The 25228-nt window shown below is 59.9% G+C and carries 25 protein-coding genes and 1 other annotated feature; of the genes, 10 read left to right on the top strand and 15 right to left on the bottom strand.

What is annotated here, in order from left to right:
• Positions 1 to 28: 28 nt before the first annotated feature.
• The 4 genes from GGR30_RS22050 to GGR30_RS22065 form a co-directional block, all read right to left on the bottom strand.
• A complete protein-coding gene (locus GGR30_RS22050) occupies positions 29 to 1507 on the bottom strand; it encodes an inorganic phosphate transporter (protein WP_183491231.1) in 1479 nt (492 codons plus the stop codon).
• A 49-nt stretch (positions 1508 to 1556) separates the two neighbouring features.
• Positions 1557 to 2036, bottom strand: coding sequence for an NUDIX hydrolase (locus GGR30_RS22055; RefSeq protein WP_183491233.1), 480 nt, complete (start codon positions 2034 to 2036; stop codon positions 1557 to 1559).
• 131 nt (positions 2037 to 2167) lie between these two features.
• Positions 2168 to 3112: a non-homologous end-joining DNA ligase gene (gene ligD / locus GGR30_RS22060; protein WP_183491235.1), complete on the bottom strand. Its 945-nt coding sequence runs from the start codon at positions 3110 to 3112 to the stop codon at positions 2168 to 2170.
• A 401-nt stretch (positions 3113 to 3513) separates the two neighbouring features.
• On the bottom strand, positions 3514 to 4233 hold the full coding sequence (locus tag GGR30_RS22065; RefSeq protein ID WP_183491237.1) for an SDR family oxidoreductase: 720 nt from the start codon (positions 4231 to 4233) through the stop codon (positions 3514 to 3516).
• Positions 4234 to 4344: 111 nt separating this feature from the next.
• Here GGR30_RS22065 and GGR30_RS22070 point away from each other — a divergent pair, with 111 nt between their 5' ends.
• The 3 genes from GGR30_RS22070 (at position 4345) to GGR30_RS22080 (ending at position 7588) form a co-directional block, all read left to right on the top strand.
• Positions 4345 to 4956 carry a TetR/AcrR family transcriptional regulator gene (locus GGR30_RS22070; RefSeq protein ID WP_183491239.1) on the top strand — a complete coding sequence of 204 codons (612 nt, stop codon included), beginning with the start codon at positions 4345 to 4347 and terminating at the stop codon, positions 4954 to 4956.
• Positions 4957 to 5093: 137 nt separating this feature from the next.
• Positions 5094 to 5149 (top strand) — a sequence feature (sul1 is cis-regulatory element that is thought to sense ions involved in sulfur or methionine metabolism; They are found in Alphaproteobacteria).
• A 70-nt stretch (positions 5150 to 5219) separates the two neighbouring features.
• Positions 5220 to 6722, top strand: a complete 1503-nt coding sequence (locus GGR30_RS22075) for a SulP family inorganic anion transporter (protein ID WP_183491241.1) — start codon at positions 5220 to 5222, stop codon at positions 6720 to 6722.
• Positions 6723 to 6733: 11 nt separating this feature from the next.
• Positions 6734 to 7588: a universal stress protein gene (locus tag GGR30_RS22080; RefSeq protein ID WP_183491243.1), complete on the top strand. Its 855-nt coding sequence runs from the start codon at positions 6734 to 6736 to the stop codon at positions 7586 to 7588.
• Positions 7589 to 7686: 98 nt separating this feature from the next.
• On the opposite strand, the gene GGR30_RS22085 is transcribed toward GGR30_RS22080, so the two are convergent.
• The 7 genes from GGR30_RS22085 to GGR30_RS22115 all read right to left on the bottom strand — a co-directional run bounded on the left by GGR30_RS22085 (position 7687) and on the right by GGR30_RS22115 (position 14088).
• The gene (locus GGR30_RS22085) at positions 7687 to 7896 is read right to left on the bottom strand and encodes a cold-shock protein (protein ID WP_138749904.1); all 210 of its coding nucleotides are present in this window, start codon (positions 7894 to 7896) and stop codon (positions 7687 to 7689) included.
• A gap of 392 nt (positions 7897 to 8288) precedes the next feature.
• On the bottom strand, positions 8289 to 8432 hold the full coding sequence (locus GGR30_RS22090) for a DUF1127 domain-containing protein (protein WP_183491246.1): 144 nt from the start codon (positions 8430 to 8432) through the stop codon (positions 8289 to 8291).
• A gap of 369 nt (positions 8433 to 8801) precedes the next feature.
• A complete protein-coding gene (locus GGR30_RS22095; protein ID WP_081725756.1) occupies positions 8802 to 8945 on the bottom strand; it encodes a DUF1127 domain-containing protein in 144 nt (47 codons plus the stop codon).
• A 237-nt stretch (positions 8946 to 9182) separates the two neighbouring features.
• On the bottom strand, positions 9183 to 10343 hold the full coding sequence (gene uxuA / locus GGR30_RS22100) for a mannonate dehydratase (RefSeq protein ID WP_183491248.1): 1161 nt from the start codon (positions 10341 to 10343) through the stop codon (positions 9183 to 9185).
• Positions 10344 to 10455: 112 nt separating this feature from the next.
• A complete protein-coding gene (locus GGR30_RS22105) occupies positions 10456 to 11223 on the bottom strand; it encodes an FCD domain-containing protein (RefSeq protein WP_183491250.1) in 768 nt (255 codons plus the stop codon).
• On the bottom strand, positions 11208 to 13016 hold the full coding sequence (locus tag GGR30_RS22110; protein WP_183491252.1) for a glycoside hydrolase family 2 protein: 1809 nt from the start codon (positions 13014 to 13016) through the stop codon (positions 11208 to 11210). The genes GGR30_RS22105 and GGR30_RS22110 overlap by 16 nt, the downstream gene beginning before the upstream one ends.
• 79 nt (positions 13017 to 13095) lie before the next feature.
• Entirely contained in the window at positions 13096 to 14088 is a 993-nt protein-coding gene (locus GGR30_RS22115; protein ID WP_183491254.1) for a TRAP transporter substrate-binding protein, read from the bottom strand.
• Between the two features lie 218 nt (positions 14089 to 14306).
• Here GGR30_RS22115 and GGR30_RS22120 point away from each other — a divergent pair, with 218 nt between their 5' ends.
• From GGR30_RS22120 to GGR30_RS22145, 6 genes are all read left to right on the top strand, one after another.
• Positions 14307 to 14864 (top strand): TRAP transporter small permease, encoded by a 558-nt coding sequence (locus GGR30_RS22120; RefSeq protein ID WP_183491256.1) that lies wholly within the window; start codon positions 14307 to 14309, stop codon positions 14862 to 14864.
• Positions 14865 to 14878: 14 nt separating this feature from the next.
• The gene (locus GGR30_RS22125; protein ID WP_210288141.1) at positions 14879 to 16189 is read left to right on the top strand and encodes a TRAP transporter large permease; all 1311 of its coding nucleotides are present in this window, start codon (positions 14879 to 14881) and stop codon (positions 16187 to 16189) included.
• 19 nt (positions 16190 to 16208) lie between these two features.
• Positions 16209 to 18584 carry a glycoside hydrolase family 31 protein gene (locus GGR30_RS22130; protein WP_183491259.1) on the top strand — a complete coding sequence of 792 codons (2376 nt, stop codon included), beginning with the start codon at positions 16209 to 16211 and terminating at the stop codon, positions 18582 to 18584.
• A gap of 98 nt (positions 18585 to 18682) precedes the next feature.
• On the top strand, positions 18683 to 20143 hold the full coding sequence (locus GGR30_RS22135) for a mannitol dehydrogenase family protein (protein ID WP_183491261.1): 1461 nt from the start codon (positions 18683 to 18685) through the stop codon (positions 20141 to 20143).
• Positions 20144 to 20431: 288 nt separating this feature from the next.
• A complete protein-coding gene (locus GGR30_RS22140) occupies positions 20432 to 20854 on the top strand; it encodes a hypothetical protein (protein ID WP_183491262.1) in 423 nt (140 codons plus the stop codon).
• Positions 20851 to 22143, top strand: a complete 1293-nt coding sequence (locus GGR30_RS22145; RefSeq protein ID WP_183491264.1) for a relaxase/mobilization nuclease domain-containing protein — start codon at positions 20851 to 20853, stop codon at positions 22141 to 22143. The genes GGR30_RS22140 and GGR30_RS22145 overlap by 4 nt, the downstream gene beginning before the upstream one ends.
• 43 nt (positions 22144 to 22186) lie before the next feature.
• On the opposite strand, the gene GGR30_RS22150 is transcribed toward GGR30_RS22145, so the two are convergent.
• From GGR30_RS22150 to GGR30_RS22160, 3 genes are all read right to left on the bottom strand, one after another.
• Entirely contained in the window at positions 22187 to 23077 is an 891-nt protein-coding gene (locus GGR30_RS22150) for a hypothetical protein (protein WP_183491266.1), read from the bottom strand.
• Positions 23078 to 23234: 157 nt separating this feature from the next.
• A complete protein-coding gene (locus GGR30_RS22155) occupies positions 23235 to 23552 on the bottom strand; it encodes a type II toxin-antitoxin system RelE/ParE family toxin (RefSeq protein ID WP_183491268.1) in 318 nt (105 codons plus the stop codon).
• A gap of 6 nt (positions 23553 to 23558) precedes the next feature.
• On the bottom strand, positions 23559 to 23834 hold the full coding sequence (locus tag GGR30_RS22160; protein ID WP_183491270.1) for a ribbon-helix-helix domain-containing protein: 276 nt from the start codon (positions 23832 to 23834) through the stop codon (positions 23559 to 23561).
• Between the two features lie 246 nt (positions 23835 to 24080).
• Between GGR30_RS22160 and GGR30_RS22165 the strand changes: the two genes are divergently transcribed.
• Positions 24081 to 24263 (top strand): hypothetical protein, encoded by a 183-nt coding sequence (locus GGR30_RS22165; RefSeq protein ID WP_183491272.1) that lies wholly within the window; start codon positions 24081 to 24083, stop codon positions 24261 to 24263.
• A 33-nt stretch (positions 24264 to 24296) separates the two neighbouring features.
• Here GGR30_RS22165 and GGR30_RS22170 read toward each other — a convergent pair whose 3' ends face one another.
• The gene (locus GGR30_RS22170) at positions 24297 to 24803 is read right to left on the bottom strand and encodes an antirestriction protein ArdA (RefSeq protein WP_183491274.1); all 507 of its coding nucleotides are present in this window, start codon (positions 24801 to 24803) and stop codon (positions 24297 to 24299) included.
• Positions 24804 to 25228: the final 425 nt, after the last annotated feature.

Genomic DNA, 25228 nt, shown 5'->3' on the forward strand with positions numbered 1-25228 from the left:
GTTTCCAAAAAAACGCCCGGCAACCCCCTCAAAACCCGATCGCCCGCAGAAGCAAGAAACACCCGGCCGACAGAAGCGCTGCCGCCGGAACCGTAATCACCCAGGCGGCGATGATCGTCATGAAATGCGAGCGCCGCACGAGCTTGCGCCGCGCGCGCTCCTGGCCGGGAATGCGGCGGGCGACCGGCCGCTCCATCTCGACGCGCCGGGCGCGGCGTTCCATGTACCATTCGCGGAAGAAGCCGACGCCGAAGACGCCGCCGACGGCGATATGGGTGGAGCTCACCGGCAGGCCGAGCCATGAGGCGGCGATCACCGTCACGGCGGCCGACAGCGCGACGCAATAGGCGCGCATCGGGTTGAGCTTGGTGATCTGGCTGCCGACCATGCCGATCAGCTTCGGCCCGAACAGCACGAGGCCGAAGGAAATGCCGAGCGCGCCGATCATCATCACCCAGAGCGGGATGGCGACCTCGCCGGCGACCGCGGAAGACTTCTGCACATAGGCGATCGCCGCCAGCGGGCCGACGGCATTGGCGACGTCATTGGCGCCATGGGCAAAGGACAGAAGCGCTGCCGAGACCACCAGCGGCAGGCGGAACAGGGATTTCAGCGAGCGGTTGCGGTTTTCCAGCCCCTCCGACTGACGCCTGATGAAGGGCATGGACACGAGCCACATGGCGATCCCGGCGACAAGACCGATCAGCAGCGCCGTGCCGATATCGATGGAAATGACCTTCTTCAGGCCCTTCATTGCCAGATAGGCGGCAAAGGCGGCGCTCATCACACCGATCAGCACCGGCACCCAGACGCGCGCTGCGGCGATCTTGTCCTCGACATAGATCACCCGCCACTTGATGAAGGCGAGCATGGCCGCCGCGATGACGCCGCCGAGAAGCGGCGAGATCACCCAGCTTGCCGCGATCGCCCCCATGGTCGGCCAGTTCACGGTCGCAAGTCCCGCCGCCATGATGCCGGCGCCCATGACGCCGCCGACCATGGAATGGGTGGTGGAAACAGGCGCCCCGATCCAGGTGGCGACATTGACCCAGACGGAGGCCGCAAGCAGGGCCGCCATCATCGCCCGCACGAACACGGCCGTGCTGGCAAGCGCCGACGGATCGATAATGCCCTTGGAGATGGTGGAAACGACATCGCCGCCGGCAAGCAGCGCGCCGGCGCTCTCACACACGGCGGCAATGGCGATCGCGCCCAACAGCGAGAGCGCCTTGGCGCCGACCGCCGGGCCCATATTGTTGGCGACGTCATTGGCGCCGATATTGAGCGCCATATAGGCGCCGAAGGCGGCCGCCACGATCACCGCCAGGCTCTGCGGCTCGCCGCCGGTAAAGATCGCCGCCGCCACCACGGTCAGCGTCACGAAAACGAGGCTGACGCCGACGCCCACCAGCGGGCGGGCGGTGTACATGGTGGCTTCTTCCAGACGCGTCAGACGGTTCAGGTCCTTGTCGAGCGTCTTCCATTGCGGCGTGGCATCTTCGGTCACTGTGAATGTCCTTGCAGTCAAGAGGCCGTCGCGGCCTGTCGCACGCGGCCTAGCCGCGCCGCGCTTCGTCGATACGTTTCGGGAAGTCCTTCAGGATCGCCTTGAGCTCCGGTTCCTGCACGGCGCGCGCCGCGTCGTCAGACGTCATCCATGCGCGTTTGCGCTCGTCCATCTCCGGAAAGCTGTCGAGCAGCGTCTCGACCCGGACGGCGTAGACATAGACATCGGTCGTCACCGGCAATTGGCCGCCAACGATCTTCTTGTAGCGGTAGCGCCCGAGCCGGAGATGGTCGGTTTCAGCGGGTTTTACCCCGGCCTCCTCCCAGGCCTCCTGCAACGCCGTGCCGGCGCCGTCTGTCCCGGCCACCGGCCAGCCCTTCGGGATGATCCAGCGCTTCGTCGTTCGGGACGTGATCAGCAGGATTTCCGGGCCGTCTGCCCCCTCGCGGTGGCATAGGGCTGCGATCTGAACGCGGGCGGGCCGGCCCAGCAGCGGAGCGAGATAATTATTCCAGATACGGGAAAGCATTCATAAAACCGTCATAAAGCGGAAAAGTGGGGGTGGTTTAGTGAAAAAGGCGCCGGATCACAAGCCGCAATCGACGAACCGCCTCTGGCGCGAAGCGTTCAGCGGTCCGGTCAGCACCGGCAAAGCGCCGTTCATCCGACCCGTTTTTCGAGCCTGTCGATCACCGTCCTGCCGAGCGTTTGCGGCTTGACCGCAAGCGCCGGGTCGTCGTGTTTCAGGCGGTCGGCCATATGTCCCAGGCCGAAGGCGGCGGCCGAGTTCAGGTTCTTCAGTTCGTCCCAGGTGACAGGGGTGGCGATTGGGGCACCGGGCCGGGCGCGCACCGAATAGGGCAGGATCGCGGTTGCGCCGCGTTCGTTGCGCAGCCAGTCGATGAAGATCTTCCCCTTGCGCTTGTCCTTCGACATGGTGGCGGTAAAGCGATCCGGCTCCCTGTCCGCCATCAGATGGGCGAGCGTCTTGGCGAAGGATTTGAGCGTCTCCCAGCTGACCGTGCGCCGAAGCGGCACGACAACGTGAATGCCCTTGCCGCCGGTCACCATCGCATAGGCCTCAAGGCCGATATCTAAGAGCAGGGACTTCAGGTCGAAAGCCGCCTGCTTCGTTTCGGCAAAGCCGAGCGTCTCGTCGGGATCGAGATCGAAGACCATCCGGTCGGGCCGCTCCAGCCGGTCGGCGCGCGCCGCCCAGCCGTGAAACTCGATCGTGCCCATCTGGGCGGCAGCGACATAACCTTCCGGGCCCGTTGCATAGAGATATTCTCCGATCTCGCCGTTCTTCTCCTCGATGTCGATGCGGGTCAGTTCACCGGGAAAGCCCTTGCCCGCATGTTTCTGGAAGAAGCACTCGCCTTCAATGCCGGCGGGGCAGCGCAGAAGCGAGACGGGGCGTTCTCCGGACACTTCGGTCATGCGGTCACCGACCAAGCCGTAGTGACTGGCTATGTCGATTTTCGTCACACCACTTCCCGGATAGAGTTCGCGATCCGGGTGGGTAATGGTGATGCCTTCAACCACATCGCCGCCATCATTCTTTGCTACAGAACTTGTCTGGTGCGTCCCTTTCTCTGACTTCACCCTTTGCGCCTCCTTGTCCTTGCCGAGAGCGGGACAGGCGCCGTGGCGCACTTGCCCTTCGGCGGTCAGTTCCGCAAATCCGATTTCGACCAAACGTTCCGGCGTGATCCACTCCGCTCACGCGCGATCTTTCCCGGCTCATCCTGAAAGGGAGCGGTCTTGCGGACAAGGCCGTTCCGCCTGCCGTCCAGTCGGTCAAGCTCATCCTCAGAAAAGGCGGCACCTAGGTCCCCATGATAGCAGACCGTGCCGACAGCCGCACCTGCCCTTTCCATATCGCACTCGAAACCATGTCGCACACCCCGGTTTCTTTGCTGTATCAACGAGCGAACCGGTGCAAGGCTCTGATTGGCCGCCGTCGCCAGCGCGGCGACCGCCTTGGTTTCACCGCCGCCGTCGCCTCACCAGGGCGTCTCGCCATCCGGCTCGAAGAAGCCGCCAGTTTCCTCCCCCTCAAGGGCAAAACGGACGGGAAGCCGCGCGCCTTCTTCCGGCGTCATGGAGCCGAAACCGGTCAAATCCGTCTTTACGAAGCCGGGGCTGACCGAGTTGACGACGATCTCGCTTCCACGCAAGGCTTCGCGAAGCTGCACCGTCAACATGTTTAATGCCGCCTTGGAGGAATTGTAGCCGATGAACTGCGAAGCGTAGTAGGGCGACGTCGGATCACCATTGAGGGTCAATGAGCCAAGTGAACTCGAGATATTGACGATCCGTCCATTCTCCGCCTTGCGCAGCAGGGGCAGCATGGCCTGCGTCACCGCCAGCGTGCCGATAAAGTTGGTCTCCATGACCCGGCGAACGGCGCTGATTGCGGCAGTGTCCGGCGGACCATCGGCAAAGTCGAAGATACCGGCATTGTTGACGAGTACGTCCAGCCTGCCGTGGCGTTCCTCGATCCAGGCAGCCGCCGCGGCAATCGTCTCGGCGTCGTTGATGTAGATATGAACCGGCTGGACGTAAAGCCCCTCGCCTCCAAGCGCGTCAACTGCCTTCCGGGCGCGGGCGTCATCGCGCGCGCCGATGATCACCTGCATGCCGGCAGCGGCGAGTTTGCGGGCAATCTCCAGACCGATGCCCTTGTTGGCACCGGTGACGAGTACCGTTTTTTGATCAGTCATTCATCAAATCCTTTTCATGCGATGCGTTTCGGGCCTAATATATGAAGCATTGTTCAGTTTTTGGATTCGCATTTGCCTGCTCCCGCCCGCCTCTCTCTGACACCCCGAAAAATGCCGCGTCAGGCGCGTGCGGAAGCAACAGTCGATGCCATTTTCGAGGCGACCATTCAGCTTTTGACCCGTGCGGGCGCCGACAGCCTGACGACCACACGCGTGGCCGAACGCGCCGGCGTTTCCGTCGGCACGCTCTATCAGTATTTCCCGAACAAGCAGGCGCTGATCTATGCCCTGAACGAGCGCTATCTCGAGGCTCTGGCGAAGAGGATCGAGGCGACCTGCAGCGCTCAGGCGGGGCAAACTGCCCCGAACATGCTCAAGACCCTGATCGACACCTACTGGCAGGCGAAGACCGAACGGCCGGAAGTGACGCGGGCGCTTTATCGCTCGGTCGCCGACCTCGACAACTCAGCGCTCATCGAGACATTCGCCCGCCGGGTCGATACTGCGACCACGGCCATGTTCGCGAGTGCCTGCGATGCCGATTTCGCCGACCTTGCCAGCGTGAACCTGACCCTCGTCACGGTCATCTTCGGGACGGTGCGCAACGCCTTCGAACGCGGCCTCGATAGCGGTGATGCCGAGAAGCTGCAGGGTCAGTTGCACTTGATGTGCGATGCCTATCTGAAGGCTCTGGACAGGAGCTCGATCGCGCAAACCCTGTGATTGCGGCGGTGTATGATGACAAGTTTCCTTCCGGAAATTTGCGTCCAGGCGCAGATCACCGCCCCCTTTCCGCCATATTTTGCGCTGCAAACCTTGCCCTTCAACGCCCAAATCCGTATTGACTGTCGTCAATGAACCCCGGACCCGGTGAAACTCCGGGTGGCTCTTCCGGCCGCCGATCCGCCGGACAACCATTGAAACTGTTTTTTACCTCCCGGCCAGCCTTTGCCTGCCGGCCGCAAACAGATTTTCAGGGACCATTGATGAACACCAGACATTTTTCGCTCGCCCAGTACCGGCAGGAGTGGTTCGGCAATGTGCGCGCCGACACGCTTTCCGGCCTTGTGGTTGCCATGGCGCTCATTCCCGAGGCCATCGCTTTTTCGATCATCGCCGGCGTCGACCCCAAGGTCGGCCTGTTCGCCTCCTTCTCGATCGCCGTGATCATCGCCTTTGTCGGCGGCAGGCCCGGCATGATTTCCGCCGCGACCGCAGCAACCGCCGTGTTGATGACGCCGCTGGTTGCCGGCCACGGGCTGGAATATCTGCTGGCGGCAACGGTGCTCGCCGGCGTCATCCAGGTTGTCTTCGGCCTGCTGAAGCTTGGCGCGCTGATGCGCTTCGTCTCGCGCTCCGTGATGACCGGCTTCGTCAATGCGCTGGCGATCCTGATCTTCATGGCGCAACTACCGGAACTGACCAATGTGACATGGATGACCTATGTTCTGGTCGCCGGCGCCCTTGCCATCATCTACCTCCTGCCGCGCGTCACCAACGCGGTACCCTCCCCGCTCGTCGCCATCATCGTCATCACCGTGTTGACCATGATCTTCCAGTTCGACGTGCGCAATGTCGGCGACATGGGCGAACTGCCGGACGCTTTCCCGGTTTTCCACCTGCCGATGGTGCCGCTGACGCTTGAAACGCTGATGATCATCCTGCCCTATTCGCTGGCGGTTGCCGTCGTTGGCCTCCTGGAAAGCCTGATGACGGCGCAGCTCATCGACGACCTCACCGATACGCGCTCCAACCGCAACCAGGAATGCGCCGGCCAGGGTATCGCCAACTTCTTCACCGGCTTCATCGGCGGCATGGCCGGCTGCGCCATGATCGGCCAGTCGATGATCAACGTGAAATCCGGCGGTCGTGGCCGGCTCTCGACCTTCATCGCCGGTATCGTCCTGCTGATCCTCGTCGTCGTGCTCGACCAGTGGGTGCGCCAGATCCCGATGCCGGCGCTTGTCGCCGTGATGATCATGGTCTCGATCGGCACCTTCTCCTGGTCCTCGATCAAGAACCTGAAGGATCATCCGCGCTCCTCCTCCGTCGTCATGGTCTCGGTGGTTGCCGTCGTGGTCGCAACGCATAACCTCGCCATCGGCGTGCTCGTCGGCGTTCTTCTCTCCGGTATCTTCTTCGCCTGGAAGATCGCCCAGCTCTTCGGCGTCCGTTCGGAGCTTTCCGAGGACGGAACGCAGCGGACCTATCATGTCGAGGGCCAGTTGTTCTTCGCCTCGGTGGAGGATTTCAACGCCGCCTTCGACTTCCGCGAAGCGCTGGAGAAGGTGGTCATCGACGTCTCGCGTGCCCACATTTGGGATATATCAAGTGTCGGAGCGCTCGATATGGTAGTGATGAAATTCAGGCGTGAGGGCGCCGACGTCGAGATCGTCGGCCTCAATGAGGCAAGCGCAACAATCGTCGACCGGCTTGCCGTCCACGACAAGCCCGACGCGCTCGAAGAATTCATGAAAGAGGGGCACTAGGGAGATCAATCATGGATAAGCTGACTGCCTTTATCGACAGCTCGAACTACGCCGAGAGCGTGTGCGATCATGCCGCCTGGATTGCCGGACAGCTCGGCCTTTCGGTCGAACTCGTCCATGTGCTGGAGCGCCAGAAGGGCCATCACGCGCCGGCAGATCTTTCCGGCTCGATCGGCCTTGGCGCGCGCACCGCGCTGCTGGAGGAACTCGCCGAACTCGATGCGCAAAACGCCAAGGTGGCGCAGAAACGCGGCCGCCTGCTGCTTGAAGGCGCGCTCGAGCGACTTGCGGCCGAGGGCGTTACCGATGTGAAGACCCGGCTGCGCAATGGCGATTTCGTCGAAGCCATCGAGGATGTCAGCGCGGATTCCCGCGTCATCGTCATCGGCAAGCGCGGCGAAGGGGCGGACTTTGCCTCCGGTCACCTCGGCTCCAATCTGGAGCGCGCGGTCCGAACCGCGAAGCAGCCGGTTTTCGTTGCCGCCCGCGCCTTCAAGCCGATCCACAAGGTTCTGGTCGCCTATGACGGGGGTCCCAGCGCCGAAAAGGCCGTGGATCGCGTGATCTCGAGCCACATTCTGCAGGAAACGGATGCGACGCTCCTGACCGTGTGCAAGGAAGGCGACCCGATGGCCGGCAAGGCCGAGGCCGCGCTGAAGCGCCTGCGGGATGCCGGCGTGACGGCAAAGCTCGTCATGCGCGCGGGCCACGCGGAAAAGGTCATCGAGGAAGTGACGTCAGAGACCGGCGCCGACCTTCTGGTGATGGGCGCCTACGGGCATTCGCGCATCCGCACGCTTGTCATCGGCTCGACCACGACAGCGGTGCTGCGGGCTTGCAAGATTCCGGTTTTCCTGGTGCGCTGAGCACGAATACGGATCTCGAACATAAAAAGACCCTCCGGAACGCACGCTCCGGAGGGTCTTTTTTCGTGTCCGGCCTTTGGGGCCGGCCGCGCTCGGAATTAGGCAGCGCTGAGGTTTTCAGCGGCGCTCTTGCCCGTGCGGCGATCAGCAACAACTTCAAAGTTGACCTTCTGGCCTTCGGCCAGGGTGGTCATGCCGGAGCGCTCAACAGCGGAGATGTGGACGAAAACGTCCTTGCCGCCGTCTTCCGGTTCGATGAAGCCATAGCCCTTGGTGGTGTTGAAGAATTTTACAGTGCCGACGCTCATAACGATTTCCTTTCAAATCGTGCGTTCCAAGATCACATGATATCCATCATGCAGTGTCGTTCGATTTTGATAGGAAGACCGTTTCCAGCACTTTCGCGCAGACGTAACTTAGCAAACCAATTCGATGCGCCTTTTGTTACGCGACAATTATGACTGGAGCAAGACGCTAAATTTTTATTTTTCGGTACGGTTGCGGCCTGCTGTCCGGCCGAAAGCCCTTGCATGCATGCCGTTGTTCCGAACGAGAAACGCCCTCTGTCCGGGAGGAAGGACAGAGGGCGATACGGATTTTTTTGCGCTGATGCGGGGCCGTTTCGCCCACGCTTCACCGTCTTTTGCCGGGGGCTGCAGGCCGCTTCAGCAGAGGAAGCGGCGGCCCCGCGAGAGGCTGGTTACTTCGCAGCCTTGCGGGCAACCCGGCGGATGTCTTCGCGATTGATGCCGAGATCGGCCAGTTCGCGGTTGTTCATGCGGTTCAGTTCGCTGACCGTCTGACGATACTTCATCCAGTTGTTGAAGCTATGTGCCATGCTCATATCATATCTCCCTTCGCTTGAAGGTCTCGGCGCCGCATCCGTGCGACGCATCTCTGTTCCTGACAATGCGAGATATAGAGGCTTGCGCGGGGTTGAGGCAGAGGGTTTGCGTCAACAGTCCTATGCATTCTATGCAAAGCTTGGAGAACCTGCCTCAATTTTGACCAGAAAACAGGCAGTGCAGCCCGGGAGCACTTATCGACTGGCGACAGCGCAAAAAAATAGCGCTCACCGGGGGAGGAGGATCCGGTGAGCGCCATTTGATGTGGCCGGTGATTGGGAGGAGGAGGAGTATCACCGACCTATCGAAGGGCATTTTGGGAGGAGGAGGAGAATGCCCTTCGAATTCCTGTAATTCTTGTGCTTCGCTTAGAATGCGGCCCGGCGAGCGATCCGGCGGATATCTTCGCGGTTGATGCCGAGGTCGGACAGTTCGCGGGTCGACATGCGATCCAGCTCGCTGACGGTGCGACGGTATTTCATCCAGTTGTTGAAGCTGCGCGTGACGTTCATTTTTCTGTCTCTTCGCTGGAGCGTCGTTTTTGAGGGACGCTCATCATTTGCTGTTAAACCGGATATAATCGTTTCATTCCGATTGAGGCAGACCCTTTTCAGCAATGCCCCTATGCAAAAAACGCAAGGCTCGGAGAAGGCGCGCCAGGAACCCCGCAAGCGGCCGCGCCCAAAGGCGCGAACAACTTGCAGCAAAGGGAAAAGCAGGGCCGCCGGGCGTCCCCGCCGCTCTTGCAGCTACTGGAGCGAGGCAAGCGCCCGGGCGATGCCGCGCACCTCCGAGAGGCCGCGCAGTCGGCCGATCAGCGGATAGCCGGGATTGGTCTTGCGCGACTGGTCATCCAGGATCGCATGGCCGTGATCCGGTCGGAATGGAAGCTGGACGCCCCTGGCCTTTTCCACCTCAAGCGCCGCCCTGACGACCGCCACCATGTCGACATCGCCTTCAAGATGCGGCGCCTCGTGAAAGCTCAGACCATCGTCCTCGCGCTTGGTGGCTCGCAGGTGCAGGAAATGCACCCTCTCGCCGTGCTTCTTCAGCATTGCTGGCAGGTCATTGTCGGCGCGCACGCCGTAGGAGCCGGTGCAGAAGGTGAAGCCATTGGCAAGGCTCGGCACGCGGGCGGCAATCCGGTCCATATCCTCGACGGTGGAGACGACGCGCGGCAGGCCGAAGAGCGGACGCGGCGGATCGTCGGGATGGATCGCCATCACGGCGCCCGCCTCTTCCACCATCGGCACCACGATCTCGAGAAACCGCGAAAGCTGCTCGGCAAGCGCTGCCGCATCGATCGCATCATAACGGGCAAGCTGCGCCCGGAAGTCTTCCAGCGAATAGCTTTCCTCCGCGCCCGGAAGGCCGGCCAGCACGGTGCCCGTGAGCTTGGCAATCGCATCCTCGCTCAGCGTCTTGAAACGAGCCTCGGCCTTTGCGACCACATCTGCCGGATAGTCGGCCTCCGCACCCTTGCGCTGAAGAACGAAGACGTCGAAGGCGACATAAAGCAGATAGTCGAACCGGAGCGCCAGCGCGCCGTCTTCGAGCGGATAGGTCAGGTCCGTGCGGGTCCAGTCGAGCACGGGCATGAAATTGTAGCAGATCGTCTTCACGCCTTCGCGCGCGAGGTTCTGGGCGGAGCGCCCCCAGGTTTCGGCGAGTTTTTCCCAGCCGGGCTCGGCCGTCTTGATCTTCTCGTGAACCGGAATGCTCTCGACGACGGACCAGGTGAGACCGGCCTCGGCAATCATGTCACGGCGGGCGGCGATCGTCTCGCGCTCCCACAACACGCCGTTGGGCAGCTCGTGCAGCGCGGTAACGATATCGGTCGCGCCGGTCTGGCGCACCTCGGCAAGTGAAATCGGATCATTGGGTCCGAACCAGCGCCAGCTTTCCTTCATCGTATTCTCCTGTCATTTTCATAAGGCAGTCCGGGGACGGCGCTCGCCTGGGGAACGCGCGCGGCAGACTGTCAAAACTGTTGTTTCGGGCGCTTCTCGGCCGCGGGTGAGGCTAGCCCACGATCCGGCCCAGTTCGCGCGAGCCGAACAGATAGCCGTCGAAAGCCGGGTCATCGACATCCGAAAGTTCCATAAGAGTCTCGCGCACGTTCTGAAGGTGTGTCCACATCGCCTGTCGCGCGCGTGCCGGATCCTTCATCTGCAGCGCCTGCAGGATTTCCTGATGGTCCTGCAGCCAGCGGCGGCGATAATCCGTATCGAAGACGCGGGTATGGAGTTGCGCCCACATGCGGCTCTTCTTGCGCTTGCCCCAGAGCTCGTCGAGAAGATCGACCAGCACGGCGTTCTGCGTGGCAACCGCGATCAGCCGGTGAAACAGCTCATCCGCCTCATAGCCGTCATCGGTCCCCTTCTCGATCGCCTCGCGCTCCATGTCGAGCGCTTCGCGCATGCGGCGGATGTCGGCCATGGAGACCATTTCGGCGGCAAAGGCGGCAATGGTTGATTCCAGAAGCTGGCGGGCCTGCAGCAGTTCGAACGGACCGAAATCATCCGGCAGATCTTCGAGCGCCGGCTCGTCATGTGCAGCCTCTTCCGGCGGGGTGGCGAGGTAGATGCCGGAACCCTTGCGCACATCGACCAGGCCTTCAAGCTCCAGTGTAATCACCGCCTCGCGCACCAGCGAACGGCTGACGCCCAGTTCCTCGGCCATCTGCCGCTCGGTCTTCAGACGATCGCCCGGCTTGTAGTTCGAGCGCGCGATCAGATCGCGGATTTCGGCAGCCACCTCCTGGTAACGGCGTTTTACGGTGTCTCCCATTCGTCAACCTCCCCTGCGGCAACCGTCCGATAGAATTCCTGCATTATAGCGAAGGATTTCTTCTTGGTTACCTTGTCAGCAGCAATCAGACCTTTTCTGTTGAAACCGCGCTGGAAAATACCCTGGCGGCGTTCGGTCCTGAAATCATAGAGGATCCAGGGCGACATGCCCTTGACGAAATCGAGGTCCCGCAAGGTGGCAATCTGCTTTTCGTAGACTTCCGCCTGGTAATCTTCGGAGAACAGGCCATCCTTGGGCCCGTGCTCGGTGATGTCCGCATCGGCGCCGGTCTCGGAGATGACGACGGGGCGATCGGGCTGGGAATTGGCGAGGATTTTCGGCAGTTCGGAAAAGTCCTCGTCATACCAGCCATAATATTCGTTGATGCCGATGATATCGAGATAGGCGGCAAGCCGGTCCTCGATCTTCAGCTTGGTGTGGTTGACGAGGCAGGCGGCGGCGATCAGCCGCGTCGGGTCCTCGGCGCGGGCGGTTTCGGCAAGCCCCTTCATGAATGCAAGCCGCGCATCGGTATCGGCGTTTTCATTGCCCACAGACCAGATCGCCACGCTGGCGCGGTTGCGGTCGCGGCGGATGAGCTCGATCAACTGGTTCTGCGCGTCGCGTTCGGTTGCCGGATTGGCAAAATCGATGGCCCAGTAGACCGGAATTTCCGCCCAGACGAGCAGCCCGAACTCATCGGCGAGTTCAACGGCGCGTTCGTGGTGGGGATAGTGGGCAAGACGGACGAAATTGCAGCCCATCTCCTTGGCATGGGCATAGCGCCGGCGCAGGTCGTCTTCGGTGATGACCTTCCCGAGCTTCGCGTCATCCTCATGCACCGAAATGCCCCTGAGCCAGAGCGGACGTCCGTTGAGGAAAAGCTCACGACCCTTCCGCTCGATCGTACGGAAGCCGACGCGATCGGAAACGCGGTCGTCGCCGGCGGTGACATGCACATTATAAAGCTTCGGGCGCTCCGGCGACCAGAGCAACGGCGCGGCGTCGATCGCGAGGGTCCCACGGCCGTCAACCAGCGTCACGGTTTCGCTGACCCCGAGTTCGGGGATCGCGATTTCGGCGGTCTCCGCGCCTTCGGCAACAACGCTTGCGACAAGTCCGGTGCGTTCGGCGCTCGGTTTCATGTGAATGAAGAAGTCCCGGATCAGGCTTTGCGGCGTCTCGATCAGCGAAACCTCGCGATAGACGCCGCCATAGTTGAACCAGTCGGTATTGCGCATGGGCACGCGGTCGGTAGTGCGCTGATTGTTGACGCAGAGCATCAGCCAGTTGCGGCCATCCTTCAACTGATCGGTCAGTTCAGCAAAGAACGGCGTCGAGCCGCCATAGTGATTGCCGATGAATTCGCCGTTCAGAAACACCTTGCAGTCATACTGCGCGGCGCCGACGCGCAGGAAGGTGCGCTTGCCGGGCTTCGGCGAAAAGTCGACGGGCCGGGTGTACCAGGCGCTGCCCTCGAAGAAATACCATTTCTCCTTGAGCATCTGCCAGCAGGAGGGCACCGGCACGGTCTCGCCCATATAGGGGTCGTAATCCCAGGGTTCCTCACGGTCACGCGGCGCAGCCGGTTCCATGGCGAACCATTTCTGGCGCAGGCCCGTATCGAGAAGATCGACGCAGAAATTCCAGTCGCCATCGAGCGAGACCTGCTCGCGGTCACCCATGAAGATCATGGTGGTGTGGTTGAGGTTCTGCGGATTGAAGGGACGATCATAGTCCTCGTCATGCAGCGCCTGCAGCGCGTTCTCCGCCAATTCTGATCGCTCGAGCATGAAAAACCTCCACCAAAACCTGTAAATGCTGCCTTAACCGGCCGGCCACCCGAAGTGGCCGACCAATTTTTCATGCGACTTAGTTGTCGCTGTAGTTTGCGCCTTCGGCCTGGATGCGGTCGACCAGGTCGGCGACAGCCGGAGAGCTGCCCTTGACTTCGTCATACATCGGCTGAACGGCTTCGATGAAGGGCGCCTTGTCGACGGTGTTGACCGTCACGCCCATTTCCTCGATCTCGCCCATCGTCGTGGAAACGATTTCGTCCCACTGTTCGCGATGGAACTGCATGGCTTCCTGGGCGGCCTGACGGAAGGCGGCCTTGTCGTCATCGGACATGGAATCCCATGCGCAGTTCGAGATCACCACGACGGAGGGGATCATGGTGTGCTCGTCGAGCGAGAAGAAGTCCGCCACTTCGCCGTGACGCACGGTGGTGAGCGCGGTCGGGTTATTCTCCGCACCGTCAACGACGCCTTGCTGCAGGGCGCTGTAAAGCTCGCCATAGGCAAGCGGCGTCGGGCTGCCGCCCAGAAGCTCGACCATGCGGATGGCCGAGGGGCTCGGCTGAACGCGGATCTTCATGCCCTGGAGGTCTGCCGGCGTGTTGATCGGCTTGTTGCCGTAGAAGGAGCGTGCACCCTCGATCAGGAAGGCAACGCCCTGGAAACCCTTGTCATGGGAGGCATCAAGGATTTCCTGGCCGATTTCACCGGTCAGAATGTCGAACTGGTGATCTTCACTGAGGAAGAGATAGGGCAGGTTCAGGGCCGAATAGGTCGGCTCGAAGGCTTCCAGCTCGCTGGCATTGCTCTTGGCCATGTCGAGCACGCAGCTCTGGACCAGTTCCATCGATTCGCGCTGATTGCCAAGCTGGCCGTTCGGGAAAACCTGGATGTCCCAGTCACCATCGGTCAGTTCGGACAGGCGATCGCCCATGAATTCCATGGAGATGTGGAGCGGATGGTCCGGCGGGTTGTTGTGGTTGAGGCGAAGCGTGCGCGCTTCGGCGGTTGCGGCAAAGGCGACAGCAGCGACGCCCGTCATCAAAGCGACTTTGGAAAAGATGTTCATATCTTCCTCCCGGCACCCGTTCGTTTGAGGAGTGATTGTCAGACCGCCACAGAGTGCCTTATTGCAGCGGGTGGCCTTATGGTTGACCAAATTATTTTAGGTGTCAACCAAAATAGATAAATTGGTTGACCAATTTTTGGTTTTGGTTCATGCTCCAACCATCGGCCAAAGGTATCAACCAGAAGGCTGCACAAAGAACTCGCTCAAGGGAGGGTCGGATGTCCGAACAAGGAAAACCCGACACGATCAGCCGTCTTGTCGACGGCCTTGCCAATGTGATCGACGCGATCTTGCGCGTCATCATCGTCGCCGGTTTCTCCGGCATGGTCGTCTGCGTGGTGTGGCAGGTCATGAGCCGCTACATCCTGCGCGCGCCGTCCATCTATACCGACGAAATCGCCCGTTTCCTGTTTATCTGGATGGCGCTGATCGGCGGCGCATACACCTTCGGCAAGGGCCGGCATCTCGCAATCGAGATCCTGGCGCCGGCGCTTTCGGGCTGGCGCAAGCAGCTTGCCCAACTTCTGGTCGTCGCCGTCATCGCCTTCTTCGCCATCGCCGTGATGATCAATGGCGGCGGCGCGCTCGTTGGTCGCACGCTGGCCAACGGCCAGGTCTCGCCCGCCCTGCAGATGCCGATGGGTTACATCTACATCGCCATTCCAGTCTCCGGCGCCGTCATTCTCTTCTACTGCCTGCAGATGGCCGTCCGCCTTTTTGCCGGCAAGACGCCCGTTGAAGCCGCGCCCGCCGAGGCCGGCGGACCACTGAACTAAGGGGAGTTCCTTTCATGCTTATGTCCTACGCCCCGCTGGTCCTGTTCGGCAGCTTCATCCTGCTGATGGTTCTCGGCGTTCCGATCGCCTTTGCCATCGGTGTCTCGGCTGCCGTCACCTTCGCGCTCTTCGTCGGCATCGACCAGTCCTTCTTCATCGTCGCCCAGCAAATGTCCTCGGGCCTCGACAGTTTCACCCTTCTGGCAATTCCTTTCTTCATCCTGGCCGGCAACATCATGAACCGCGGCGGCATTGCCCGCCGGCTCATCGATTTCGCCAAAGTGCTCGGCTTCGCCCTTCCCGGCTCGCTCGCCCATGTGAACGTGCTCGCCAACATGATGTTCGGCGCGCTTTCGGGTTCGGCCGTAGCCTCGGCGGCTGCCGTCGGCGGCGTCATGGCGCCGCTGCAGAAGAAGGAAGGCTATGACCCGGCCTATTCGGCCGCCGTCAATATCTCGTCCTGCACGACCGGCCTCCTGATCCCGCCGAGCTCGACCTTCATCGTCTTCTCGCTGATTTCCGGCGGCACCTCGGTCGCAGCCCTCTTCGTCGCCGGCTATGTACCCGGCATCCTGATGGGCGTCGGCATCATGATCGTCGCCGGCATCATCGCCAAGAAGCGCGGCTACCCGACCCAGCCGCGCCCGACCGCCGGCGAATTCGTCAGGAAGGGTCTCGATGCGCTCCTGCCGCTCGGCCTGATCGTCGTCGTCATGGGCGGCATCATTGGCGGCATCTTCACCGCCACCGAAGCCTCGGCGATCGCCGTCGTCTACACCCTGCTTCTGGCCTTCGTCTGGTATCGCGAAACCTCGATCAAGCAGCTTCCCTCGATCATCCTCGAATCGGCGATCACCACTGCCGTGGTCCTGCTGATGATCGGCTGCTCGATCGCGATGTCGCGCGCCATGGCCTTCGGCAACATCCCGAACATGATCTCCGATTTCATGCTCGGCCTGTCGGACAACCCGATCCTGATCCTGTTGATCCTGAACGTCGTCCTTCTGGTTGTCGGCACCTTCATGGACATGACGCCGGCGCTGCTGATCTTCACCCCGATCCTGATGCCGGTGGTTCAGCAGCTTGGCATGGACCCGGTCCAGTTCGGTGTGATGATGACGCTCAACCTCTGCGTCGGCATCTGCACCCCGCCTGTCGGATCGGCGCTCTTCATCGGTTGCTCGGTCGGCGGCACCACGATCCCGAAGGTGATCAAGCCTCTGATCCCCTTCTTCCTCACCCTGATCGCGGTCCTGATGCTGGTTACTTATGTTCCTGCAGTCAGCCTGGGCCTGCCCCGCCTGCTTCTGGGCTATGGCGGCTAACGACAAGGGAAGATAGACTATGCGTACCCTCAAGACCTGGGCGCTCGACGCGCGTGACGCCAATGGCGTCACGCTCACCGTAGACGGCACCCACACCCTCCGCATCGCCGTGCTCGAAGAGGCGCTCTTTCGCGTCTCGCTGAAGAAAGCCGGCGAATGGCGGCTCGACCGCACCTGGTCAGTCGCCCCTGAAGAAGACGTGCCGTTCGAAGGCCGTTCCCGCGAAGACCTTTCCGGTTTTTCGCTACCGGAATTCACCTGCACCGAAGGCGAGACGCTCACCATAGAGACCGACGCCCTCAGGCTCACCGTCGAAAACCCGCTGACCATGCGCTGGGACGCGAGACAGGCTGACGGCACATGGAAGCTGGTTGCCGAGGAGCGCCCGACCGGCGCCTACATGCTCGGCATCCGCGATCACCGCAACAGCCATTTCCTGCTGAGAAAACCCGGAGAGAAGGTCTACGGCCTCGGCGAAAAGGCGGGCGAACTCGAACGCTCCGGCCGCCGCTACGAGATGCGCAATCTCGATGCCATGGGCTATGATGCCAGGACCACCGACCCGCTCTACAAGCACCTGCCCGTCACCTTCACCGTGACGCCGGACGCGGGCGCCTTTTCGGTCTTCTACGACAATCTCGCTTCCTGCTGGTTCGACCTCGGCAATGAGTTCGACAACTACCACAAGCCCTTCCGTGCCTATCGCGCGCTCGACGGCGATCTCGACTATTATTTCGCCTGGGCGCCGGAGATGCTGGACCTCGTAAAGGGTCACACGCGGCTCACCGGCGGAACCGCCTTCATGCCGCGCTGGGCGCTTGGCTATTCCGGCTCCACCATGGCCTATACCGACCGCCCCAATGCGCAGGAGGAGCTCGAAGGCTTTCTGGTAAAACTTTCCGAGCACGCCATCCCCTGCGACAGTTTCCAGATGTCGTCCGGCTATACCTCGATCGGTTCGAAGCGCTATGTCTTCAACTGGAACTATGAAAAATTCCCCGACGTCGAGGGCATGACGAAGAAATTCGCCGATGCCGGCGTGACGCTGATCGCCAATATCAAGCCGGCGCTCTTGCAGGACCATCCGCGCTTCGACGAGGCGCTCGATGCCGGGCTGTTCGTCACCGACAGCGAGACCAATTCCTATGCGGATGCGGTCTACTGGGACGACAGCGGCGCCCATCTCGATTTCACCAATCCGGCCTCCATCGCCTGGTGGCAGAAGGGCGTGACCGAGCAGCTCCTGAAGAAGGGCATCGCCTGCACCTGGAACGACAATAACGAGTATGAGATCTGGGATGACGAGGCCCGCTGCAACGGCTTCGGCAAGGAGATCCCGGTCGCGCTGATCCGTCCGCTGCATTCGCTGCTGATGAGCCGCGCCTCGAAGGAAGCGCAGGAAGCCTTCGATCCGGATCACCGGCAATATCTGATCTCGCGCGCCGGCTGCCCCGGCATCCAGCGTTACGCCCAGACCTGGTCCGGCGATAACTACACGCGCTGGGAAACGGTGCGCTACAATATCCGCATGGGCCTCTCCATGTCGCTCTCCGGCATCTACAATGTCGGCCACGATGTCGGCGGCTTTTCCGGCCCGAAGCCGGAGCCGGAACTCTTCGTCCGCTGGGTCCAGAACGGCATTTTCCATCCGCGCTTCACCATCCACTCGTGGAACGATGACGGTACGGCCAATGAGGCCTGGATGTATCCGGAAGTTCTGCCGCTGATCCGCGAGGCGCTTGCCTTCCGCTACCGGCTGACGCCTTATCTCTACACGTTGACATGGCTTGCGACCACGGCCGACGAGCCGATGCTGCGCCCGACCTTCCTCGACCATCCGCACGATCCCCGGACATTCGAGGAGACCGACGACTTCATGCTTGGCCGTGATCTCCTGGTCGCCAATGTCGTCGACAAGGGTGCTGCCGAGCGGACGGTCTATCTGCCGAAGAATGAAACCGGCTGGTGGAATTTCTGGTCGGGCGAATATCACGCGCCCGGCACGGAAGCGACGCTTCCGGTGGACCTTGCCAGCATGCCGCTCTTTGTCCGCGCCGGTGCGGTGATCCCGCTTTCCGATGGCGCAAACCGCGCCAATGCCAAGGCCGACACGGCGCGCACGCTCGCCGTCTTTCCTGTTCCCGGCCGCTTCGAGGCGACATCGGTGGAATATGAGGATGACGGCGACACGGTGAACTGGCGTGAGGCCGCGGGCCACAGCCAGACGCATTACGCCCTTTCCGGCGATGATGCCGGTCTTACCCTCAACTGGCAGCATGAAGGCGACTACAAGCCGCCTTACGAGACTGTCCGGATACTCCTGCCCGAAGGCGAAGAACGCTCAATTGCCGTGAACGGCATGGCCGACGCCAACGGCAAGACTGTCGGTCGCTGACCGGCATTTCGGGAGGGCATATGCCCTCCCGCTTTTTTTCACACCTCCCATTGCCGTCGGCGCCAGCCCCAATGCGCCGTTTTACGGAAGGAACCGCCATGTCCTCCAATCCGCTCCTTGATCAGGCCGCAGCCGATGTTTTGCGCCCGGATTACGATCGCTCGAAGATAGAGGCACGCATGTGCCATATCGGCTTCGGCGCCTTTCACCGCGCCCACCAGGCCGTCTATACCGACGACGTTCTGCGCGCCGGCGGCACCTGGGGCTATCGCGAGATCGAGCTGAGAGGCCCGTCCGCGCCGCTGAAGGCGCTCGCCGAGCGCGATTATCTCTACAGCGTCGTCGAAAATGCCGCCGACGGGCAGAAGGCGCGCATTTCGGGCGCTGTGGTCGATCATCGGCACATGGAAGAATGCGGCTCCGAGGGCATCATCGCCGCCATTGCCGATGAAAAGATCGCGCTCGTTTCCATCACCGTCACGGAAAAGGGCTACACGCTCGGCGCTGACGGCGGGCTTGATTTCAACAATCCGGCGATCAAGGCCGATCTCGAAAACCCTGATCAGCCGCGCTCGGTCGTCGGTACGCTGGTGGCGGCCCTTGCCGCCCGCAAGCGCGCCGGCCAGAAGCCCTTCACCGTGCTTTCCTGCGACAACCTCCCCTCAAACGGCAAGCTCGCCCGCCGCGCCGTCATCGACTTCGCCCGCGCCCGCGACAGGGGGCTCGCCGACTGGATCGAGGAACACGGCCGTTTCCCCTCCACCATGGTCGACCGCATCGTCCCGGCGATGACCGAGGAAAGCTACCGTCTGCTTGCCGAGCGGATCGGCACGGAAGACCCCGCGGGCATTGTCTGCGAGCCCTTCCGCCAATGGGTGATCGAGGATGATTTCGTTTCCGGTCGCCCGGACTGGGACCGCGCCGGCGCGACCTTCACCGATGATGTCGTGCCCTATGAGAACATGAAGCTCAGGATGCTGAACGGCTCGCATTCCTTCCTTGCCTATCTCGGCTATCTCGGCGGCTATGAGACCATTGCCGAATGCATGCAGGATCCGGCCTACCGCAAGGCCGCCCGCGACCTGATGGGCCAGGAACAGATCCCCACCCTTGAGGCTCCGGAAGGCATTGATCTTGATGACTATGCCGATGCGCTGATCACGCGTTTCGAAAACCCCGCGATCCGCCACCGCACCTGGCAGATCGCCATGGATGGCAGCCAGAAACTGCCGCAACGCGCGCTCGAATCAATCGCGCATCATCTGAAGAGCGGATCGCCCTGCCCGCGCCTCACGCTGCTCGTTGCCGGCTGGATCCGCTATGTCGCCGGCACGGATGACAAGGGCGCACCGATCGACGTGCGCGACCCGCTGGCCGACAGGCTGAAGACGCTCGCCAATGGCGGATCGTCGCGAGAGAAGGTCGAGCGCGTCCTCTCGGGCTCAGGCATTTTCCCCGAAATACTCCGGGAAAGCGTCGACTTCAGGCAAAGCCTCGCCGAAAGCCTCGAAGGCCTTGGCAGGATCGGCGCACGGAAAATGGTCGCCCAACTCGGCTAGGAATATCCTGACAATAACAGCTTTGGAGAACAGGCAGTTTCGGTGGTGTCATCGGAACTGCCTCTGGCTGTCCGCGGCATATTCAAGCGCTTCAGGCATTGTTTCGATAAGTTAAGACCGAAACTGAACGCCAAACGCGACAGATCGATGCCGCTTGCACGTTCGTCAAAGAATGATACGGAAAAATGGTGCACCTTGAAAGAGAGAACTTGAACTCTCTTTTTGAGGTTTTAGAGGAATGGGAAGCCCATCTCGCAGACTATGATCTAAACGATCTGAGGTGCGACGATGACGAACCAGCACCTTGATTTTAATACATATTCCGGTCGACCGCAGGAGTCCGCTCCCAAGACTCCTACGCCGTTCTCGCTGCGTCTGACGTTTGAAGAGCGCACAAAACTGGAAAATGCCGCAAATGGGCTTCCGCTCGGCACCTATATCAAGGCGGTGCTGTTTCAGGAGGATTTGAAGAAGGTCCGGCGACGTGGAACCCATCCCGTTGCAGACCATCGGGAGTTGGCGCGGGTTCTGTCCGCGCTTGGTTCTTCGCGCCTCAGCAACAATGTCAACCAGCTCGCAAAGGCCGTCAACACCGGCTCCTTGCCTGTAAATCCTGACACTGAAAGCGATTTGCGTTCAGCCTGTGCGAATATCGCGGAAATGCGATCAATGCTGATTGTCGCCCTTGGGCTAGAAAGCGAGGGTCCATGATCCTGAAAGCCAGCGAAAGGGCCAATGCCGCCAATCTGGCACGGCATTTGATGAATGAGAAAGACAATGAGCATGTTGAGCTGCACGAACTGCGAGGCTTCGCCGCTGACAGCCTGCATGGCGCATTGCACGAGGTAAAGGCCATAGCCAAAGGGACACGGTGCCAGAATTATTTATTCTCACTTTCACTCAGCCCTCCTGAAACCGAAAACGTACCAGTGGAGGTGTTTGAGGCTGCCGTGAACCGGATCGAGAAGCGCTTGGGACTGGAAGATCAGCCCCGCGCTATCGTGTTTCACGAAAAGGAAGGACGACGACATGCCCACGCGGTCTGGTCGCGGATTGATGTTCGAGAACTCAAGGCGATTAACCTGCCGCATTACAAGAACAAGCTGAACGGCATCGCTCGTGAACTCTACATTGAACACGGGTGGGAAATGCCTGACGGATTCAAGCGCGTTCGGTCACCCAGCCCGCTGAACTTCACGCTTGCGGAGTGGCAGCAAGCCAAACGGCTCGGCCATGATCCGAAGCGGATGAAAGAGATCATGCAGGAATGCTGGGAAAAATCCGATTCCGCATCCGCCCTGCGCAACGCACTCTTCGAGCATGGCTATTTTCTGGCACATGGTGATCGGCGTGGCTTTGTCGTTCTGGATTATCGCGGCGAGGCCTTTTCGCTATCCCGCTTTACTGGTGTGAAAAGCAAAGAAGTCAAACAGCGCCTAGGCGAAGCTCCTAAACTTCTAACCGTCGATGAAACCCGGCAGTGGATTGCCGCGAAGATGACCAAGCAGGTGCAGTCCTATATCCGGGAACTGGAAGTGAAATATCGAAAGAAAGGCCTTTCGCTGACCTTCCAGCGTAAAGATATGGTGGACCGGCATCGCGCTGCCCGCGCCGAACTTAAACAGCAACATGCAGAACGCTGGCAGGAAGAAGAGCGCACGCGTGCCGCTCGCCTGCCACGCGGACTGAAGGGCTTGTGGAGTTGGGTCACCGGCAACAGCCGAAAAATCCGCGCACAAAACGAGAAGGAAGCTGCGGAGGCGCAGAAGCGTGACCGTCAGGAGAAACAGGCTATCACTGAAAAACAGCTTTCCGAACGCCGCGCACTGCAAGCCATGATCGTACTGCGTCGTAAACATGAGCATAAAATGCTCTCAAGGCTCAGCCGCGACGTAATAGACTACCTCGCCATGGGTGAGGAAGCACGCGAACTCGTGCAGCAACGCAAAAACCAGGAAATGAAACGCAATAGCGGGCCGAAACCTGAATTGGAGCTATGACGTGAGTTTCATGGGTAGCGTCGAGAGGAAGTCGTTTTGAAAACTATTCGCAATGACTGAGAGGCTCGTATTGATTGCGTGTCATAGGATACACCGGCCTTGAAAGCCTGCCCGTTTCCTGTGCCTTGCCAATTGCTTGAAACATTGCGGACTGCCCACCTATCGCCTCCAGGCATGCTTGTTCCAAATAGATCGAACCTTCTAGATAGAGGTTGCGCAACCGAGCAGTGCAGCGGCTCCGAAGGTCTTCTGGATCGTAGTATATCAGTTGACCTTCAAGGCGGGTTAAAGCCTCAGCGTACCGAAAGTCACCATTTTCCGGGGAGCCGACGTCGACAAATGCATTTTGCGGAGCCAGAATAAAGCACCGATCCAGGGGGCGACCAGATGCATGAACCAGTTCACGTACAACCGGGTAGTATTGCGGCAAAATAAGAACTGGCGCAGGTGCGCGACGCGCGCCGACATGTGTTCCAATCATCGCGATGCGCGTGTCCAAAATCTCGCCAGACTTAATTGTTTTGCGAATTGCTATTGAAAGATCACCCAAATCTGCGAGCGCCGCCTCACTTGGCCTAAATTCAGCCGCGATAACATAGACGTCGACGTTCCCAGTGTTGGCCAGTTCAAGTCCGGCAAACTTACGTTTTCCGATATCGCTCGAATCAAAAACTAGACGTAGGAGATGCGGTTCTGGATCAGGAAAAAATGTGGCCCACATTTGAGGAGCGAGTGCAGCCGCAGTCGTAAAGAAAGACACCACCACCAAGATAGCCGCCAATGTTCCGGAAATTCGAAAGAACGGACGCCAAAAAGGGTGTTGCCTAGTTCCGCAGGAAGAACAAATCGGAAATTCTGCAGCAATCTTGGCCCCACAAGATTGACATATTTTTGTTTCGCCTTGGGCTTTCTCAACAAAGCTGGATTTAGACATCTGGTTCTTCGCAAAGGTTGTTTCAGGCAAAAATGAGTTTGAACGAATTTCAGGTGCAACTCTTGTAAGCCGCGCTATTTACTTCCTCACCATACTCAACGAGCCTTGAAATCCAATCAAAATCATTGCTTGCAAGATCGGATGAAAAATCCTGATATCATTCGATATCACCCTGAAACCGAGAAGCTATATTCATGCGATGCGCATAGAGGGCTTCCAGAATCACGGCGCCATCCTGTTCAACCCGGAAAAACAGCGACACCGGAAAATCACGAACGCCCCACTTGCGAAATTCTTTTCCCTCCAAATGCGTGTAGACGGGGCAAGCTTTCGGCTTGGAGACGACAAAGCGGGTGCTTTCTTCGACCTGATCAACGAATTTGAGGGCAATCTCTGATCCAGCGCGTTGCCGATAGCTTCGGGTTATTTCCAAAAGCTGACGTTTGAATAAGGCGCTGCGCTTCAATCCGGACATAGGCACCTATTCGCTCGCAACCCTGCGGGCATCATCGAAATCATTCGCGGAAAGGTCCGCATAGTCGTTTTCCCGAAGGGATTGTGCCAGCATAGACCGGATATCGTGGCGTTCTTGCTCAAGCGCCCGCTCCATGTGCCTGCGCACCAGATCGCGGATAAATTCGCTCGGCGTCTCATACAATGCGCCCTTGCCAGTGATCTCGCCGACATAAGCCGCCAGCGGATCAGGAAGCGTGGTGTTCAACCGTTTGACCATCTTGCTTTCATCAGCTTGTCCCATGACGGCCTCCTTTCTATTATTCCTATGATCTCATGCATGCCAGTCGGATGTCAATATTTGCGCGTTAAGCGCGCTCCAGACGCGCATTTCAGTCGTCAAGTGCGTCTTCAACCCCTTTGACAGCTCCACTTTTCTCCTTTGTTTCCGTTCTACCGCCGAACCATCCAGGCCTTCCTTGAGCCGAGGATGACGTGAGGGCCGAAAGGCCCTGAATGGTTCGGGGCCTCCGATCAAAAGGAGGAAAATATGAAACTCGTCACTCGCTTTGAGGCAGCAGCGCTTCCAACAAATGAACTGTGCGGCCTTTACCGCAAAGCATTCAACGCGCAGGCATTGGCACTACGTGGATCGCAAGATCATCAAAACGCTCTGGCATCGCTGCGAAACATCGAAGCCGAACTGGCTCTTCGCCCATCAAGCGACCCGTAGACAAAATGGCCAAGCCATTAGGCTTGGCCGCAATCACGCGCAATGAAAAATGAAATTGGTTCCCGCTATCGTAATTTCGGAATAATCAGCCGACAGGTCGCGGGCGATGGCTTCATAGTCGATGTAAAACTTAAGGCTATCGGGGATTTCGTCGAACAACCCTTCCTCGACAAACTGCTCAGCCAATTCGCTCATGGAGGAAACCACATAGAGCGTCATATCGATGCTGCTCGGATCGCCCGCTACCTGTTCGTGGGAATAGCCGCACTCGTCAACCGCGATAATGTAGCGGTGCTTGTCGTCTTCATCCCAATCCCCGGCAGCTTCCAGATAGGCGGCGAAATTGGCCTGATTGATGCTCCACGCTTCTGCCAGTGCGCAGTCTATGTCCTCACCGTCGATAAACTGGATTTCATATTCCTCGACTGGCTCGCCGTAGTCGTTCTCGTTGTTTTCCGCCTTGACCTCGTAATCCTCAGCGCTTTCGAAATAGAAGCCTTTTGCGGAAATGTCATAGGGTTGTGCATGTAGTAGGATCATTGCTGCCTCAATTGGTTAGGGTTTGAGCAGCGCGAGAAACCTTTCACCCCGCGCTTGAACCCTTGCCCAGCGGCGAGCGTCCGAGACAAAACGAGTGAAAAAGGCAACGTTTCGTTCCGGGACGGTGACCATTTAAGAGGACGGGAGTACCGTAAACAGAACACCCCAAAGTCCTGTCGCTTGCGACGCCGAAGGCGGTCCTGCCAACACGGGAGCAAAGCGAATGGAGCGGGCAGGCAGGATCAGGGCTATTGGATCAGGTGGGATGTGACGGTTTAAGCTGGAATCTGGGTTCCCAAGAGCGTGTGACACACGCGGGATAAAGTCGGCGTGTTGATTGCCACTGAGAACTGACCCGGCGTTTCCACCTAGAATTGACCCGCCTGCTAGGTATGTTTCGGATCTGCGGTTGTGGTCAAGTTCCT

Source organism: Martelella radicis (genome assembly GCF_014196625.1).
In the GTDB taxonomy this organism is placed as follows: Bacteria; Pseudomonadota; Alphaproteobacteria; order Rhizobiales; family Rhizobiaceae; genus Martelella; species Martelella radicis.